We start from the raw sequence: 17,018 nt of genomic DNA on the forward strand, positions 1-17,018 counted from the left end.
CATCATGTAAATAGCTACTATGGTATGCTTTAATCAAAGGAGGGAACACTATGGAAAATTTTTTCTTTGTACCTTTTGATTGGCTATATGGATGGTTATCAGGCAAATAATCTTTCCCCTAGACTTTAGCGTTGATGAAATGATCCAGTCAGGTCGGAACAGAAGTGCCGAGTTGCTCTTCTATTCGAAAAAGATGCTTCTGTTCCCACCGTTTATTCGTTTTTAAGGAATGAGACAAAAGTGTTTCTTACTTTTGTCCCACACTCCCTTTTTTTAATAAAATACGTAGCTTGTTAGTTATTTACTCTTCTCCAAAATAAGATAGCCAAAAATATAGAAAAAAAACCGTTATTCACAAAGTATCTAAACTTGGTGAATAACGGTTTTAATATTGAACAGACTTGCCTTTACGAGTAGGATCTAGTCTTTATTCAGGTTTCGTAATAATTGGTCGATATGGTTGCCGTAGACAACTGATTCATCAAGTTCAAAAGTCAGTTCAGGTGTCTTATAAATACTCAAGTTATGCCCTAATTCACGGCGAATCAAGCCACTAGCTTTTTCTAAGCCTTCTTTTGCTTTTTTCTTATCCGATGCTAAATCAGATAAGATACTATAATAAATCGTTGCTTGTTGCAGATCTCCAGTTACATGAACATCGGTAATCGTAACATTTTCAACACGAGGATCACGTACTTTTTTACGTAATATATCATTTACTTCTTTTAAAATTTCTTGACCGACTCGGCGGTCACGATAGTTTGCCATATTGAGCGGCCTCCCTATTCATTTAGTCGTTTTTGATTTCTTCCATAATGAATCCTTCAATGACGTCATCTACTTTGATATCGTTGAATTTTTCGATCATTGCGCCACATTCATAGCCCATTTTCACTTCTTTTACATCATCTTTGAAGCGTTTCAAGCTGGCAAGTTGGCCTTCATAGATAACAATTCCATCACGAATGACACGTACACCGCTATCTCTACGGATATAGCCTTCTGTTACGTATGCTCCTGCAATCGTTCCGACCTTCGAAACTTTGAATGTTTCACGAACGATCATTTGGCCTGTGATTTTTTCTTCAAATTCTGGATCAAGCATGCCTTTCATCGCTGTTTCGATTTCTTCGATTGCTTTGTAGATGATGCGGTGCAAACGAATGTCTACTTCTTCTGCATCTGCTTGACTCTTCGCTTGTGGTGTAGGACGGACGTTGAAACCAATGATGATCGCATTACTTGCAGCAGCAAGTGTGACATCACTTTCATTGATCGCACCAACTGCAGAATGGACGATTTTTACACGTACGCCTTCTACATCGATTTTATTCAATGACGCAGCTAATGCTTCGGCAGAACCTTGTACATCAGCCTTGATGATCACATTGACATCTTTTAATTCTCCCTCTTTCAAGCTTTCGAATAAAGTATCCAATGTGACACGGCTTGTAGCAGCACGATGTTCCAATAACGCACGTTTTGCACGTTCTTCACCGGCAGCACGAGCTGTTTTTTCATCTTCAAATACAACGAAATGATCACCAGCTTGTGGTACATCATTTAATCCAGTGATTTCAACTGGTGTTGCTGGACCAGCAGATTTTTCACGGCGGCCTAGATCATTGTTCATCACACGTACACGTCCATAGGTATTCCCTACAACGATCGGATCACCGACATTCAATGTTCCTTGTTGGACAAGTAATGTAGTTACAGGTCCTTTTCCTTTGTCAAGACGGGCTTCAATAACTGTACCGATTGCTCGTTGTGTAGGATCAGCTTTAAGATCTTCAACTTCAGCAACCAATAAGATCATTTCTAATAATTCATCGATATTTTGGCCAAATTTAGCCGAAATCTCAACAAAGATCGTTTCTCCGCCCCATGCTTCTGGAATCAATTCATATTCACTTAATTCTTGCATGACGTGTTGTGGGTTCGCACCTGGTTTATCTATTTTATTCACAGCAACGATGATTGGCACACCAGCTGCTTTTGCATGGTTGATGGCTTCCACTGTTTGTGGCATCACACCATCATCAGCTGCGACTACTAAAATCGTGATATCTGTGATACTTGCTCCACGCGCACGCATACTTGTAAACGCCGCATGTCCTGGTGTATCTAAGAATGTGATTGGTTTGCCATCGATATCGATTTGATAGGCACCGATATGCTGCGTGATCCCACCAGCTTCTCCACTTGTTACACGTGAATGACGTAAGGTATCAAGTAACGTAGTTTTCCCGTGGTCAACGTGTCCCATGATAGTTACAACTGGAGGACGAGATACTAGATTTTCAGGATTTACTTCTTCCGCTTCAAAGAATTTATCGATATCTGCTATATCTACTTGAACTTTTTCTTGAGGTTCCATCCCATAATCTGTTGCTAATAATTCGATCGTATCCTTATCTAAGGATTGGTTTTGATTGACCATTACACCAAGCAAGAATAATTTCTTGATGATCTCAGCTGGTTCACGATGGATTTTTTTAGCGATATCTGCCACATTCATTCCTTCAGTATATTCTAATACTTCTGGTAACTCACGGAATTTACGTGGTGGTACAGCTGGTTTATTTGATGTCTGTTGTTTGCCTTTTTTTCCTTTTTTATTAAAACGATTGCGGTTGTTATTGTTGAATTTTCCGCGATTGTTGTTTGTATTTCTGTTTTGGCTTTGATTTCCGCCTTGGCGATTTTGGTTAGTAGCGCCTCCACTATTATTTCGGTTTTGAGTTGTTGATTGGTTTTTTCCTTGATTCACTTGACCGCTCCCTTGACCGCGATCTTGATAGTTGCGGTTATTTTTTTGTTGTTTTGGTTTTGTTTCGTTTTTAGGCTGATCGTTCGGCTGCTTTTTGACTGGTTTTTGGCTTTCTTGCTGTGCTGTATGCTTATTTCCTTGTGGTTTAAATGCTTGTTGCAGTTTTTTTTCATCACTACTTGTGATGACTCCCATATGATTTTTCACATCAATACCGAGCTTCTGTGCTTTTTCCACAAGGTCTTTACTAGACTTATTCATTTCTTTTGCTAGTTCATAAATTCGTTTATTGCTCATGCAATCACCTTCCTAACCTTCAATTAGCTCCTTGGTTTTCTTCGCAAATCCGTTATCCAGGATCCCAAATACTTTGCGAGGTCTTCCGATCATCTGCGTGATTTCCGCTTCAGAAAATAGCTCAAAGCAAGGAACTTCATAGTATGAACTCTTATCTTTAATCTTTTTCTTTGTGTTTTCACTTGCATCATTCGCGACAAAAACGATTTTGGCTTTGTTTCTGCGGATATCTGCAATCGTTAGCTCTTCGCCCGTGACTAGTTTGCCAGCGCGCATCGCTAATCCAATGAGATTCATGGCTTTTTGCCGATTGACTTCTCTCATTTACCAAATAGCTCTTTTCGTGCTTTTTGGTGTGTTACATACTCCAATAATTCTTGATAAAATTCATCAGTCAAACTTGTTTCAAGTGCTCGATCGAGAATTTTTTTATCCCAAGCTTGTTGTACTTCATCTGGCTCAAGTGAGACATACGCGCCTCGTCCTGGCATTTTCCCAGTTGGATCGATTGATACTTCTCCTTCTTTCGAACGAGTAATACGAATCATCTCTTTTTTTGGTTTCATTTCACCTGAAACGACAGATTTGCGTAAAGGTATTTTCCTTTGTTTCATCTCTTTGCCTCCTAAGCTATCTGTTAAGCATCTTGGTCTGTTTCTTCGATAGTTTTTTCATCGTTGAATGCGATTGTTTCATATTCATCGTCTGTCAAATCAGATTGGATGATTGCTTCATCGTGTGCTTCTGCCACTGATTCATCGCTTGCATCTTCAGTTTTATTTGCTTGTTCTTCATAATATGCAGCCATGTCTGACTCTGACTTGATGTCGATCTTATGGTTCGTTAGTTTTGCAGCTAATCGTGCATTTTGACCACGTTTACCGATTGCCAATGATAATTGATAATCAGGAACAACGACTGTACAAGCTTTTGGATTTTGTTCATCAAAGATGACATCCATGACTTGCGCTGGGTTCAATGCATTTGCGATAAATACTGCTGGATCTTCGTCCCATTCAACGATATCCATATTTTCACCTTTTAATTCATTGACGATTGCTTGGACACGTTGCCCTTTCGGACCAACACAAGTTCCTACTGCATCGATATTTTCATCATTTGAGCGTACAGCAACTTTAGAACGGTCACCCGCTTCTCTTGCGACACTGACGATCTCAACGATACCATCGTATACTTCTGGTACTTCTTGTTCAAACAAACGTTTTAAAAGATCTGGATGGCTACGACTAACAAAAACTTGAGGACCTTTTGAGGTATTTTCTACTCGAGAAACATACACTTTGATCCGATCATGCGGTTGATAAAATTCATTCGGCATTTGATCTTGTTTAGATAACACTGCTTCGATTTTTCCAAGATTCACGTAAATGTAACGTTTATCTTGACGTTCAACAATTCCTTGCATGATATCTTTTTCATATGCACTGAATTCATTATAGATAATTGTTCTTTCTGCTTCTCTCACACGTTGCAAGATTACTTGTTTCGCTGTTTGCGCAGCAATGCGGCCAAAATCTTTTGGTGTAACTTCAAAGCGGATCGTGTCGCCAATTTCATATGCTGGATTGATCAAAAGTGCATCTTTCAATGATACTTCCAACTGTGAATCCATGACTTCTTCTGTCACTTCTTTCACTGCATAGACGTGGATTTTCCCTTTCTTCTGGTCAAATTCTACTTCTACGTTTTGTGCTTGACCATAATGGCGTTTATATGCAGAAACTAAGGCTGCTTCTAAAGCGTCAATTACGATTTCTTTTGAAATTCCTTTTTCAGCTTCTAATGCATCTAACGCGTTCAACATTTCTTTACTCATTATTCTGTTTCCTCTCCGTGATTAAAATTGGATTGCTAAGCGAGCTTTGGCAATGTTTTTTCGGTCAAGAATCAATTCTTTTTCCCGTGTTTTTATGCGTATTTTCAATGTAAGCTGGTCAGCATCAAATGACTGAAGAAATCCTTCAAAATGCTTTTCTCCATCCACTGGTTGGTAGAAAGACACATGGATGTATTCACCTAGTGCTTTTTCATAATCTGTTTCTTTTTTTAGCGGACGTTCTGCTCCTGGAGATGACACCTCTAGGAAATATGCTTGTGGGATTAGATCGGGATCTATTGCATCGAGTTTTTCACTTAATTTTTCACTGACATAGACACATTCTTCAATATCGATTCCACCATCTTTATCAATAAATACTCGCAAGAACCAACTTTTTCCTTCTTTCACAAATTCTACTTCTACAAGTTCAAAATTTTGTTCCTCTAAAATCGGAGTCACCATTTCTGTGACTGTTTCAACGACGCTACTCAAGAATTTCGCCTCCTTAAAAATTGAATCCGTAATTCCATTAAAAAGAGTGAGCGAAAAATCCGCTCACTCACAGTTAGTATCATTACCTATAAATAACTATACCATAATTTCTTTGAAATGACAAGCAAGCTCGCTGTTGCCTACTATAACATATCAAATAGCGACAATTGATTTTCGTCAGGAAGGTCTTTTAATACGCCATTATCATTCATATACTCAATCAAAGTCTTGGATACTTTTCCTCGTGTAGCCAGATCTTCTTTTGATAAGAACGGACCATCTTTCCTTGCTTCGACAATCTGTTTTGCCACGTTGGTACCCAAACTTGGTACAGCACGAAATGGCGCAATCAATGTATCTCCTTCGATTACAAAATTGACCGCATCTGATTTATACAAATCGATCATCCCGAATTTAAAGCCGCGTTCTAACATTTCATTTGCCAATTCAAGTACTGTCAATTGATTTTTTTCTTTCACAGAGGCATCCATTCCTTTGTCTGTGATCTCTTTCATGGCTTGTTTGACTGCATCTTTTCCTTTGCACATAGAAACAAGATCAAAATCATCAGCACGAACAGAGAAGTAAGCACAATAATACAGGATAGGGAAATATACTTTAAAATATGCTACACGTAATGCCATCAGTACATATGCAGCCGCATGGGCTTTCGGGAACATGTACTTGATTTTTGAACAAGAATCGATATACCAATCTGGTACATTATTTTCTTTCATCGCATTTAAATATGTCTCACGAAGTTCATCTGGGATTTTATTCCACAGTCCCTTACGCACTGTTTCCATGATTTTAAATGCCATCCCACTGTCTAATCCGGCATGGATCAGATAGACCATGATGTCATCCCGACAACCAATTACTTCCGCTAGTGTCGCATCCCCACGTTTGATCAATTCTTCCGCATTTCCAAGCCAAACGTCTGTCCCATGAGAGAGTCCAGAGATTTGCAGTAATTCAGCGAAAGTAGTTGGATGGGTTTCTTCCAACATCCCACGAACAAAACGAGTCCCGAATTCGGGAATCCCTAGTGTACCTGTTTTAGAGTTGATTTGTTCTTGCGTCACGTTCAAGACTTCCGGCCCGGCAAATATCCGCATCACTTCTGGATCATCTGTAGGGATCGTTTGTGGATCGATCCCAGATAGATCTTGGAGCATCCGAATAACAGTCGGGTCATCATGTCCAAGAATATCAAGTTTCAATACATTATCATGGATCGAGTGGAAATCAAAGTGGGTCGTTTTCCATTCAGAATTTTGATCATCTGCTGGAAATTGGATGGGGGTGAAATCATAAACATCCATGTAATCAGGAATAACGATGATCCCCCCTGGATGCTGGCCAGTCGTTCGTTTGACTCCAGTGGCTCCTTTGGCTAAGCGATCGACTTCTGCACTTCGAAATTGCAGATTATGGTCTCTTTCGTAGCCCTTAACAAATCCATAAGCCGTTTTATCTGCCACCGTACCAATTGTTCCAGCACGATAAACATATTCTTCTCCAAATAATACTTTCGTATAATTATGGGCTTCTGCTTGATAGTCTCCCGAAAAATTCAAATCGATATCGGGTACTTTATCACCATGAAATCCTAAGAACGTTTCAAAAGGAATATCATGTCCATCTTTGTTCAATCGAGCACCACATTTTGGACATTTTTTCTCAGGCATATCGAAACCTGAACCATATGTCCCATCCTCATAGAATTCAGAATACTGACATTCTGGACAATAATAATGCGGGGCTAAAGGATTAACTTCGGTAATCCCAGTCATCGTCGCAACAAAACTTGAACCTACCGAACCACGCGAACCAACTAAATAGCCATCTTCATTACTTTTGTGTACGAGTTTTTGAGCAATCAGATAGATAACGGAGAACCCATTCCCGTTAATCGAATTCAATTCCTTTTCCAAACGTTTTTGAATGATCTCTGGTAAAGGATCACCATATAGTTGTTTGGCTTTGGTATAACTCAATTCAGAGATTTCTTCTTCAGAACCAGGGATTTTCGGTGTGTAAAGTTCATCTTTCACAGGAATGACTTCTTCACAGCTATCTGCGATTTTATTTGTATTTTCTACAACGATCTCTTTTGCAAGAGATTCACCTAAGAAATTAAAAGCTGTCAACATCTCATCTGTTGTTCGAAAATGGACATCAGGTAGACTGTGACGGTTCAATGGATTGGCTCCTCCCATTGAATTGATCAAGATTTTACGATAAATCGCATCTTCTTCATTTAAGTAATGGACATTCCCTGTTGCCACCACTATTTTGTCTAATGACTTTCCTATTTCAACTAAGTTTTGAATAATTTCCTCTAGATCACGTTCATTTTTTACTAATTCTTGTTCTAGCAAAGGTGCATAGACTGCTTTTGGCATCACTTCGATATAATCATAAAACTTGGCACGATTTCTTGCCTCTTCGACTCCTTTTTGCATCATTGCTTCAAAGATTTCTCCTTTGTCACAGGCAGAGCCAATCAATAGGTTGTCACGTAATTTGTTTAATTGTGACCGTGGGATTCGTGGGACACGTTCAAAATATTCCACGTTAGACATCGAGATCAGTTTGAACAGATCCTTTAACCCGTCTTGGTTTTTAGCAATCAGCGTTGCATGGAAAGGTCTTGCTCGTTTATAGGAGTCTCCTTCCCCGATATGTGCATTCAGTTGGTCGTGGTAAAACATGTCATGGTTTTCCATCGCTTCTTTGATAAAGATCCATGCAAGATGACCAGTAGCTTCTGCATCATAAATCGCCCGGTGATGTTGTTCCAGACTGACACCAAATTTCTTAGACAGTACACCCAACCCGAAACGTTTGAATTGAGGATAGAGATAGCGAGCTAACTCTAACGTATCGATTACGGGATTAGGTGCTTCTGGTATTCCATATTTTGCATAGCTCGTATTTAAAAATCCCATATCGAACGCCGCATTATGTGCTACAAGAATGGTGTCTTTTGAGAATTCAAGAAACAGTCGTAAAACTTCTTCTTCCGATTTTGAACCACGAACCATTTCATCGGTAATCCCTGTCAAATCAACAGTTGTTCGTGAAAGCGGATGGCCTGGATCGATGAATTCATCAAAACTAGCAATCACATTTCCTTTGTACATCTTAACCGCAGCTAGTTCGATGATCGTATCGTAAACAGCTGATAGCCCCGTTGTTTCCACGTCAAATACTACATAGGTTCCTTCACTTAAGGATTCATGCACATCATTGTAGGCGATCGGCACGCCATCATCCACAACATTTGCTTCTACCCCATACAAAATTTTCACGCCAGCTTTTTTCCCTGCGCTATGTGCTTCAGGAAATGCCTGTGCGCCGCCATGATCAGTGATAGCAATGGCGCGATGTCCCCACTTTCCAGCTTGTGCAACGATATCAGAGATACTATTTGTAGCATCCATCGTACTCATGTTGCTGTGGACATGTAGCTCCACTCGTTTTTCTCCTTCTGGTGCATAATCTTTTCTTGGAGCATGTTTCACTTCTACGATATCTTGCGCATTCATCACTAAGTCACGGACAAAGGTATCTTCTTGTATGCTTCCTCTGACCTTCAACCAACTACCCGTGCTGATTGCCTCAAATATTTGTTCATCTTTTTCATTGTTTGAGAATTTTTTGACGATGAAGGATGAAGTATAATCAGTGATTTTCAATGTCAATATTTTCCGTTTTGAACGAAGCTCGCGGATTTCTTTATCAAATACATATCCTTCTAATGTTACACGGCGCTCTTCTTCTACAATATTTACCATTGGTGTAGTTGGTTCATCCGTAGGAATATTTCTTCCCAACTGGATAGGTCCTTCTAAAACAGGCAACTGCTCTTTCTTTTCTTTTTTCTTTTGTTCATGGACGATCAAGCTTTCTGCCGCTTGCTTCATAAAGGCTTCTGCTTGTTCTTGTTTCCGTTCTTCAAACAGTTTTAACACACGTTCTGCTTGTTGCTCGTCTACTTCTGGCTCGATCCTAAATTTAGGAAATCCGTAGCTGACAAATAAAGACTCTACTAATGGCAAATATTGTTGCTTCAAATAGCTGAGTGCGCCAGTACTATCGACAGGCAAGATGATTTTATGTTCCTTTAGTATTGGAACTTGTGTTTTTAAGACTTGTTGTGCAAGAGGTGTATCACATTGTTGGCTTTCCAATGCTTGTGCCCAATAATCTTGTAACAACTGTTCGTCAAATTGTTGATTTTCTGCTTTTATATTTAGTTTCACTTGTGCAATATCATGAAAGGCCAATGTCACATGTTGCACTAACGAACGATAAAGCATGATCGGTAAAATTTGAGAAAAGTGTAGCGTAAATTCCCATAAGCGTGATTTACGATGAACGACTACTCGTTCCACTTCGCCAGAAGAAATCAGAGGATGCTGTTTATCCGCTTCTTCCAGTTGGATCTGTTCCAGTAGTTTTTCAAATAACTCTCGTTTTTCTGACAAAACCATACGCCCTTTCTGATGAGAAACAATTAAAAAGCTTTTTTGTTCTCTTCTTTTTTCAGTACTATCTAGTATACTCGTTTTTTATTGATTTTACATTAAAAAATAAGGGTGACAAAAGTGGGGTGCCTAAAAGAACAAGAAAAAATCCATGAAAACTGCTTTTTCAAATTTTTGAGAATTTTGACTTCTTCTAAAAAACTACTTCTGTTCCGCCGTTTACTCAGGTTTTGAGAATATGGGACAAATCTAAAAATCAGGTTTGCTACAGACTCTCGAATAAACAGAGGGAGCAGAAGCAACTCCTTCGGAAATAAGCCGAAAATCACAAAAATTTGAAAAGCAATTTTCGTTCATTTCTTCTTATTTCTCGGAGTTAAACACTTCTGTCCCAGCCTCTCTCAAATAAACGGCGTCCAAAAGTCAAGTTTTTCGGAAATTGGAAAAAAAAACGAGCAATACAAAAAACGTATTGTTCGTTTTTTCTCCAATTTCTCAAGCCTAAATGACTTTTATCTCAATCTCTTCGTTTATCATTTATTGATTTAATAAGATTGGTAGGGTATTGGCTAATTCTTCCTTACGGACTTCAACCATTTCACCTGTTTTCTTGATTTTCACTTCTACGATCCCATCAACTGCTTTTTTACCGATCGTGATTCTGATTGGACAACCGATCAAATCGGAATCTGCGAATTTCACCCCTGCACGTTCGTTGCGGTCATCGACCAATACTTGGTAACCGGCTTCTGTCATCGCTTGCTCCACTTCGTTTGTCAAGTTTGTTTGATTTTCGTCTTTCAGATTCATTTGAACGACATGCAGATCGAATGGTGTAATCCCTTTTGGCCAATTGATGCCATTTTCATCAGAATTTTGTTCAACGATTGCAGAAAGTAAACGGCTGACGCCGATTCCATAGCAACCCATGATCACAAATTTTTCACGACCATTCTCATCTAAAACAGTTGCCCCCATTGACTCACTGTAGCGCGTGCCTAACTTGAAGATGTGTCCGATCTCGATTCCACGAGTAAAGGCCAACACACCATTATTGTCTGGGGATGGATCACCTTCTTGCACAAAACGCAGATCTTCATACGAAAGGACTGTAAAATCTCTTTCTGGATTGACATTGATATAATGATAACCTGTTTCATTAGCACCAGTAATGGCATTTGCAAGGTCTTGGACATGTCGGTCAGCATAGATCTTCACATCTTCTGATACGCCCACTGGACCAACAGAACCAAAATCAGCACCTAAAAATTTCGTTGCATCTTCTTCTGTTGCTTCTTCTAAGAAGTCAACGCCTAAGAAGTTCTTCAATTTGACATCATTCACTTCATGATCTCCACGAACTAGCACAAGTACAGGTTCTTCATCCGCCATGAACAAAACAGATTTGATGATTTTTTGTGGTTCTGTCTCAAAGAAAGCTGCTACTTCTTCAATTGTTTTAACATCAGGTGTAGCTTTCTTTTCCAGTTCAAGTTGCGTTTCATGTGATTTTTTAGAAACATAATAGCTCGTCGCCATTTCTAAGTTTGCTGCATAATCACTTTCAGTTGAATAACAGATCGTATCTTCACCAATTTCTGATATTGCCATGAACTCTTTTGAATCTTTCCCGCCCATTGCACCACCGTCACCGATGATTGCTCGGAATTCAAGTCCACAGCGTTTAAAGATTTCAGTATAAGCTTTTTCGTAGTCTTTGTATGCTTCATCTAGACTTTCTTCAGAAGCATGGAATGAATAAGCATCTTTCATGATGAATTCCCGACCACGTAATAAACCGAAACGAGGGCGTTTTTCATCTCGGTATTTTGTTTGGATCTGATAAAGATTCAATGGTAATTTTTTATATGAATTGATTTCATTACGAATCAAATCAGTAAATGTTTCTTCATGTGTTGGGCCTAAGATCATTTTACGATCATTACGATCATTCAGACGATACAAGTTTGGGCCATATGTTTCATAACGACCAGATTCTTCCCACAATTCTGCTGGTAAAATCGCCGGCATCAACATTTCAACTGCACCGATCTTTTCAAATTCTTCTCGCATGATCGCTTTTAGTTTTTCTAACACACGATTTGCTAGTGGTAAATAAGAGTAGATTCCTGCAGATACTTGACGAATGTATCCAGCTCTCAATAAAATTTGATGACTTAATACTTCTGCATCATTTGGAACCTCTCTTAACGTAGGAATCAACATTTTTGATTGTCTCATTCTATATACTCCTCTATTCCTCAATAATAATCTATCGTTTGTAATTATACCCTATTTGTCAACTTTTCTAGAAAAAGAATCGTTGAATATCATTCCAAGTGACCAATACCATCAATAGCATCAATAACCCAAATCCTGCCAAAGTGATAAAGCCTTCTTTTTCTTGACTGAGAGGTTTTCCTCTCACACCTTCAAAGATATTCAAGACGATTTTCCCACCATCTAATGCAGGAATCGGCAGTAAATTAACGATTCCTAGATTCATGGAAAGCAGGGCCATCAAGCTAATGACAGTCATCACACCTTGATTAGCAGCTTCAGAAGAAAGCTGGAACATCATAACGGGTCCACCTAATTTATCTAGGCTAAAGCCTGTGAACAATGAGCCTAACGCTTTGAATATCTCCATTGAACTACTGAATGCTCGATGGACTCCACCAACTATTTTATCCAAAAAGCCAGTCTTCATTGGTGCTTGAATCCCTAGTTGGCCGACTTCTTTCCCATTGGCTTCAACTGCTTTCGGTGTTACGTCAAGCTGCTGTGTTTTGCCGTCACGTCTTACTTCAACATCTAATTTTTTTCCAGGATTTTCGGTGATCTCTGACGTCAAATCATTCCATGAATGAACAGACTTGCCATCAATCGATACTATTTCATCATTTTCTTTCAACCCAGCAGCTGCGGCTGCGCCATTCGGCAAGACTTTTCCAATTTGGTTAGTATCCGTTACTTGCACGCCACCTTGCATGAACGCAAGGATAATGAACAACAGGATCGCTAAAATAAAATTATTCATAGGCCCAGCGAAATTAGTCAGCATCCGTTGCCATAATTTCGCTGACTGGAATTGAACATCTCTAGGCGCAATTCGGATCTCTGTACCGTCCGCTTCAATAATGGAAGCATCGTGTTCGACGTGATAGGTGACTTCTTGTGTTTCATCCCCATTCACATAACCTGTGATCGTCAAGTCGTCTTCAAGATCGTATGCGATCAATTCTAATGGAATCCCATTGGGCAGTTGCACTTTTTTGCTTACATTGATTTTCTCCACGATACCATCAGAATTTAACAAAAGAGATAACGGCATTCCAGGGGCCATTTCTGTTTCATCGTCTCCGTTTCCTGCCATTCTCACATAACCGCCGATCGGCAATAAACGCAATGTATAGGTAGTTCCGTCCTTTGCTTGGTGTCCATAGATTTTAGGACCCATTCCAATAGCAAACTCACGAACGAGAATTCCTGATCGTTTCGCAAAGAAGAAATGTCCAAACTCATGTACAATGACCAAAATACCGAAGACAATAATAAATGTGATAATTGTTTTCATTTTGCATTCTCCTTTACACGCTTTTCCTTTAACCTTGAAACTTTTGATAAATAAAACACTTTAATTTTACCATATTATCAGCTGTTCACCAATAGTATCAGTGAGTTATAGAGAAAAAATCGGCCTTTGCTTTTAGTTTATTAAAATAACCACTTCGCTCTTATCAACTAATCACATCATCTACAGTAACTAGGTTTCTAAAAACGATTTGTATCTAAAACTAAAGCAAAGACCCATATCCTCTTATTAAATTAATCCAAATAAATGCATGATCGGAAAGACGAACAACAGACTATCGAATCGGTCTAAGATTCCCCCATGCCCTGGTAAAATATTGCCAGAATCTTTTACATCATAGTGTCGTTTGATCGATGATTCGACTAGATCACCAAACTGACCAACAATCGATAACAGGATCGTTAACAACAACATGACAAATAGTCCATGGCCAAACAATTCAGTCGACGGATAGAGTAAAAAGTACAGAATAGCAACTACTAAAGCACTCCCAATACCGCCTAATGCGCCTTCAATGGTTTTGTTCGGTGAGACATCTGGACTTAATTTATGCTTTCCATATTTTCGTCCGACCATATAGGCACCGATGTCGGTTGCCCAAACAATGAACAGACCAAACAGCAAAACAGGTAGTCCTTCTGTCCGCGCATTGACAAAATTCTGGAAGCCCATCCCAACATATAAACTCACGATTACTGGAAAGCCAGCTTCATCTATCGTATACGTATTTTTGGAAATGACTGCGGTGCCTAATAAGATCATCACAATCAGATAAAACAACATAAATGTATCCGTGCCTTCTGATAAAAAGAAAAACCAACGTTCTTTAGGTAATACCAAAACAACTGCGCCAATCGCTGCTAATATTCCTTCAAAACTTAATAATGTCAATCCTTTCATCCTAAACAACTCATATACTCCGATAACAGCTAATAGAGCTGCTACTAATTCAACAGCCAGGCCCCCTAGCCAAAGAATCGGAATAAATAACGCCAATGCTACGACAGCAGTGATCACTCGTTGTCTCATGACTGATCTCCTTCTTTCTCCTTGTTTTTCACACCACCAAAACGACGATCTCTATTTTGAAATGAAGCAATCGCCTCTTCTAGATGTGCTCCATCAAAATCAGGCCATAATGCTTTGGTAAAGTACAATTCACTATAGGCAAGTTGCCAAAGTAAAAAGTTGCTGATTCTTTCTTCTCCGCTTGTCCGAATGACAAGTTCAGGATCTCGAAGTTCAGTTGGTAAAAAACCCGTCATGAGATGTTCAGCAATCAGTGTATCATCGATCTCTTCAATTGATTTTTCTCCATTTTTGACTTCAGTAGCAATTGCTTTGACAGCCGTCACGATTTCCGCTCTACTTCCGTAGTTCAAAGCAAAGTTGAGTACCATCCCTGTATTGTCTTTTGTTTGTTCGATCGCACGTTTCACTGCATCCTGTGTATGTTCAGGTAATAGATCTTCATACCCCATCACATGGACCTTCACATTTTCCTTGATCAGCTCCGGTACAAATGTGTCAAAGAAGTCAACGGGAAGTTGCATCAAAAAGCTTACTTCATCCTTGGGTCTTTTCCAATTTTCTGTGGAGAACGCATAAAGAGTCAATACTTTGACGCCTAATCTGGAAGCTTGTTTCGTTACCTTTTTTACTGTTTCCATACCTTCTTTATGTCCAGCCACACGAGGCAATCGTCGGTTTTGTGCCCATCGCCCATTGCCATCCATAATAATTGCTATGTGTTGCGGAATTGGGCCATCACTATTGAAACGAAGCTCACTTTTTTCTTGAATATATTTGTTTTTTTGCGGAAAAAAACGTAACATTCTTTTTCCTCCTATACTAAAAAATTACCACTATCTCTGCTATTATAGCAATATATATAGTCATTTCCTACGGTCTAGCGTTTTTTTTTCTTTTTTTCACTAAGATTTTTCATTTTTTTAACTTTTGATTGCTATTAGTAAAATAAAGAAGCCACTTCTTTTATCAAAGCTTCTCTTTTTTACACTTCCTATTAAGTAGTGCCAGAACTTCAAAAAGAAAGCTGGTTCCTCTCGTTAACAGCTTTCACTATTGGCGAGATGAACCAGCTTTTTCTACTCTCTGATCGATACACTGATCAAGAGATTCTTAGTTAAAAAAACATCGATTGATTTTTAAATAACGCTTAAACTTCTAATAGTTCTTTTTCTTTTTCAGCAGCGATTTTATCTACTTCTTTGATACTATTGTCAGTCAAGGTCTGTACTTCTTTTTCTAGACCACGTAGATCATCTTCTGTGATGTCTCCATTTTTTTGTTGTTTTTTATATTCATCAATTGCGTCACGGCGAATATTACGTACAGCGATTTTCGCATTTTCTGCTTCTTTTTTTACGTCTTTCGCTAATTCTTTACGACGTTCTTCTGTTAATTGTGGAATCACTAAACGGATCACATTCCCATCATTTGTTGGGCTGATACCGATATCACTTGTCATGATTGCTTTTTCTACATCTTGAAGAATACTTTTATCAAATGGTGTGATCATCAAAATACGTGCTTCTGGAATTTGGATAGAAGCCATTTGGTTTAGTGGTGTAGGTACTCCGTAATAATTTACAGTGATACGGTCCAATAAGCTTGCATTGGCACGTCCTGCACGGATCTGTCCTAATTCACGTTGTAGATTTTGTGCTGCTTTATGCATTTTTTCTTTTGCTTCTGTCATAATTGCATCTGCCATTTTTATTTCCCCCTAACTGTAGTTCCGATATTTTCACCTAAGATAGCGCGTCGGATATTTCCATGTTCATTCAAATTAAAGACAAGTAGCGGAATATCATTGTCCATGCTCAATGAGCTGGCAGTTGAATCCATCACTTGCAATCCTTTTGAGATAACTTCTAAATGAGTCAATTCTTCAAATTTAACTGCGTTGGCATCCACTTTTGGATCAGCTGAATAAACACCGTCAACATTGTTTTTAGCCATTAAAATAACGTCAGCTCCAATTTCAGCTGCTCGTAGTGCTGCTGTAGTATCTGTTGAAAAGTAAGGATTCCCTGTGCCACCTGCAAAAATGACGATCCGTCCCTTTTCTAAATGACGTTCTGCTTTTCTGCGGATATAAGGTTCCGCGATCTGGCGCATTTCGATTGAAGTTTGTACACGCGTTGGTACACCAACATTTTCTAACGTGTCTTGTAATGCTAAGGCATTCATCACCGTTGCCAGCATACCCATGTAATCTGCTTGAGCACGTTCCATCCCCATTTGGGCACCGATTTGTCCGCGCCAAATATTACCGCCCCCAACAACGATTGCCATTTCAACGCCTAGTTCGTGCACCTCTTTGATTTCTTGGATAATTTCTTTGATGACTGGTGGTTTAATACCAAACCCTTCATCTCCAGCCAAAGCTTCTCCACTTAATTTTAAGACTACACGCTGATATTTCGGTGTGACCATGTTCATTCCTCCAATATTTTCTATTGCTATTTTACCATATCCAGATAATTTAGCCACTAAAGT

The 17,018-nt window shown here is 39.1% G+C and carries 13 protein-coding genes and 1 pseudogene; all 14 read right to left on the reverse strand.

Features of this window, described 5'->3' with window-relative positions:
- Window positions 1–420: 420 nt before the first annotated feature.
- The 14 genes and pseudogenes from rbfA to pyrH all read right to left on the reverse strand — a co-directional run bounded on the left by rbfA (window position 421) and on the right by pyrH (window position 16,955).
- On the reverse strand, window positions 421–768 hold the full coding sequence (rbfA, locus tag IGI47_RS09255) for a 30S ribosome-binding factor RbfA (RefSeq protein WP_005875913.1): 348 nt from the start codon (window positions 766–768) through the stop codon (window positions 421–423).
- A 22-nt stretch (window positions 769–790) separates the two neighbouring features.
- Window positions 791–3,070: a translation initiation factor IF-2 gene (gene infB / locus IGI47_RS09260; protein ID WP_123863010.1), complete on the reverse strand. Its 2,280-nt coding sequence runs from the start codon at window positions 3,068–3,070 to the stop codon at window positions 791–793.
- A gap of 12 nt (window positions 3,071–3,082) precedes the next feature.
- Entirely contained in the window at window positions 3,083–3,394 is a 312-nt protein-coding gene (locus IGI47_RS09265; RefSeq protein WP_005875918.1) for a YlxQ-related RNA-binding protein, read from the reverse strand.
- On the reverse strand, window positions 3,391–3,684 hold the full coding sequence (gene rnpM / locus IGI47_RS09270) for an RNase P modulator RnpM (protein WP_005875920.1): 294 nt from the start codon (window positions 3,682–3,684) through the stop codon (window positions 3,391–3,393). Before rnpM ends, IGI47_RS09265 begins: the two co-directional genes overlap by 4 nt.
- A gap of 23 nt (window positions 3,685–3,707) precedes the next feature.
- On the reverse strand, window positions 3,708–4,907 hold the full coding sequence (gene nusA, locus IGI47_RS09275; RefSeq protein WP_005875922.1) for a transcription termination factor NusA: 1,200 nt from the start codon (window positions 4,905–4,907) through the stop codon (window positions 3,708–3,710).
- Window positions 4,908–4,928: 21 nt separating this feature from the next.
- Entirely contained in the window at window positions 4,929–5,402 is a 474-nt protein-coding gene (gene rimP, locus IGI47_RS09280) for a ribosome maturation factor RimP (protein WP_438784028.1), read from the reverse strand.
- Window positions 5,403–5,545: 143 nt separating this feature from the next.
- Window positions 5,546–9,898, reverse strand: coding sequence for a PolC-type DNA polymerase III (locus IGI47_RS09285; protein WP_438784029.1), 4,353 nt, complete (start codon window positions 9,896–9,898; stop codon window positions 5,546–5,548).
- Window positions 9,899–10,173: 275 nt separating this feature from the next.
- A pseudogene (locus IGI47_RS09290) lies at window positions 10,174–10,293 on the reverse strand (DUF3788 family protein); the annotation flags it as partial.
- Between the two features lie 142 nt (window positions 10,294–10,435).
- A complete protein-coding gene (locus IGI47_RS09295) occupies window positions 10,436–12,139 on the reverse strand; it encodes a proline--tRNA ligase (protein ID WP_438784030.1) in 1,704 nt (567 codons plus the stop codon).
- A 67-nt stretch (window positions 12,140–12,206) separates the two neighbouring features.
- Complete coding sequence (gene rseP, locus IGI47_RS09300) at window positions 12,207–13,475, reverse strand: RIP metalloprotease RseP (RefSeq protein WP_311930917.1); 1,269 nt, start codon at window positions 13,473–13,475, stop codon at window positions 12,207–12,209.
- Between the two features lie 246 nt (window positions 13,476–13,721).
- Entirely contained in the window at window positions 13,722–14,522 is an 801-nt protein-coding gene (locus IGI47_RS09305; RefSeq protein WP_005875931.1) for a phosphatidate cytidylyltransferase, read from the reverse strand.
- Entirely contained in the window at window positions 14,519–15,328 is an 810-nt protein-coding gene (locus IGI47_RS09310) for an isoprenyl transferase (protein WP_311930916.1), read from the reverse strand. Before IGI47_RS09310 ends, IGI47_RS09305 begins: the two co-directional genes overlap by 4 nt.
- A gap of 344 nt (window positions 15,329–15,672) precedes the next feature.
- The gene (gene frr / locus IGI47_RS09315; protein ID WP_005875935.1) at window positions 15,673–16,230 is read right to left on the reverse strand and encodes a ribosome recycling factor; all 558 of its coding nucleotides are present in this window, start codon (window positions 16,228–16,230) and stop codon (window positions 15,673–15,675) included.
- Window positions 16,231–16,232: 2 nt separating this feature from the next.
- Window positions 16,233–16,955, reverse strand: coding sequence for a UMP kinase (pyrH, locus tag IGI47_RS09320; protein WP_005875937.1), 723 nt, complete (start codon window positions 16,953–16,955; stop codon window positions 16,233–16,235).
- Window positions 16,956–17,018 lie beyond the last annotated feature (63 nt).

It is taken from the genome of Enterococcus sp. AZ191 (genome assembly GCF_051713845.1).
Taxonomy (GTDB): domain Bacteria; phylum Bacillota; class Bacilli; order Lactobacillales; family Enterococcaceae; genus Enterococcus_B; species Enterococcus_B durans.

Excerpts from the sequence above, each read along its gene's own strand:
- pyrH (WP_005875937.1), bottom strand. The coding sequence starts at position 16,955 with ATGGTCACACCGAAATATCAGCGTGTAGTCTTAAAATTAAGTGGAGAA.
- nusA (WP_005875922.1), bottom strand. The coding sequence starts at position 4,907 with ATGAGTAAAGAAATGTTGAACGCGTTAGATGCATTAGAAGCTGAAAAA.
- rseP (WP_311930917.1), bottom strand. The coding sequence starts at position 13,475 with ATGAAAACAATTATCACATTTATTATTGTCTTCGGTATTTTGGTCATT.
- IGI47_RS09295 (WP_438784030.1), bottom strand. The coding sequence starts at position 12,139 with ATGAGACAATCAAAAATGTTGATTCCTACGTTAAGAGAGGTTCCAAAT.
- IGI47_RS09305 (WP_005875931.1), bottom strand. The coding sequence starts at position 14,522 with ATGAGACAACGAGTGATCACTGCTGTCGTAGCATTGGCGTTATTTATT.
- rbfA (WP_005875913.1), bottom strand. The coding sequence starts at position 768 with ATGGCAAACTATCGTGACCGCCGAGTCGGTCAAGAAATTTTAAAAGAA.
- frr (WP_005875935.1), bottom strand. The coding sequence starts at position 16,230 with ATGGCAGATGCAATTATGACAGAAGCAAAAGAAAAAATGCATAAAGCA.
- rnpM (WP_005875920.1), bottom strand. The coding sequence starts at position 3,684 with ATGAAACAAAGGAAAATACCTTTACGCAAATCTGTCGTTTCAGGTGAA.
- infB (WP_123863010.1), bottom strand. The coding sequence starts at position 3,070 with ATGAGCAATAAACGAATTTATGAACTAGCAAAAGAAATGAATAAGTCT.
- IGI47_RS09265 (WP_005875918.1), bottom strand. The coding sequence starts at position 3,394 with ATGAGAGAAGTCAATCGGCAAAAAGCCATGAATCTCATTGGATTAGCG.
- IGI47_RS09310 (WP_311930916.1), bottom strand. The coding sequence starts at position 15,328 with ATGTTACGTTTTTTTCCGCAAAAAAACAAATATATTCAAGAAAAAAGT.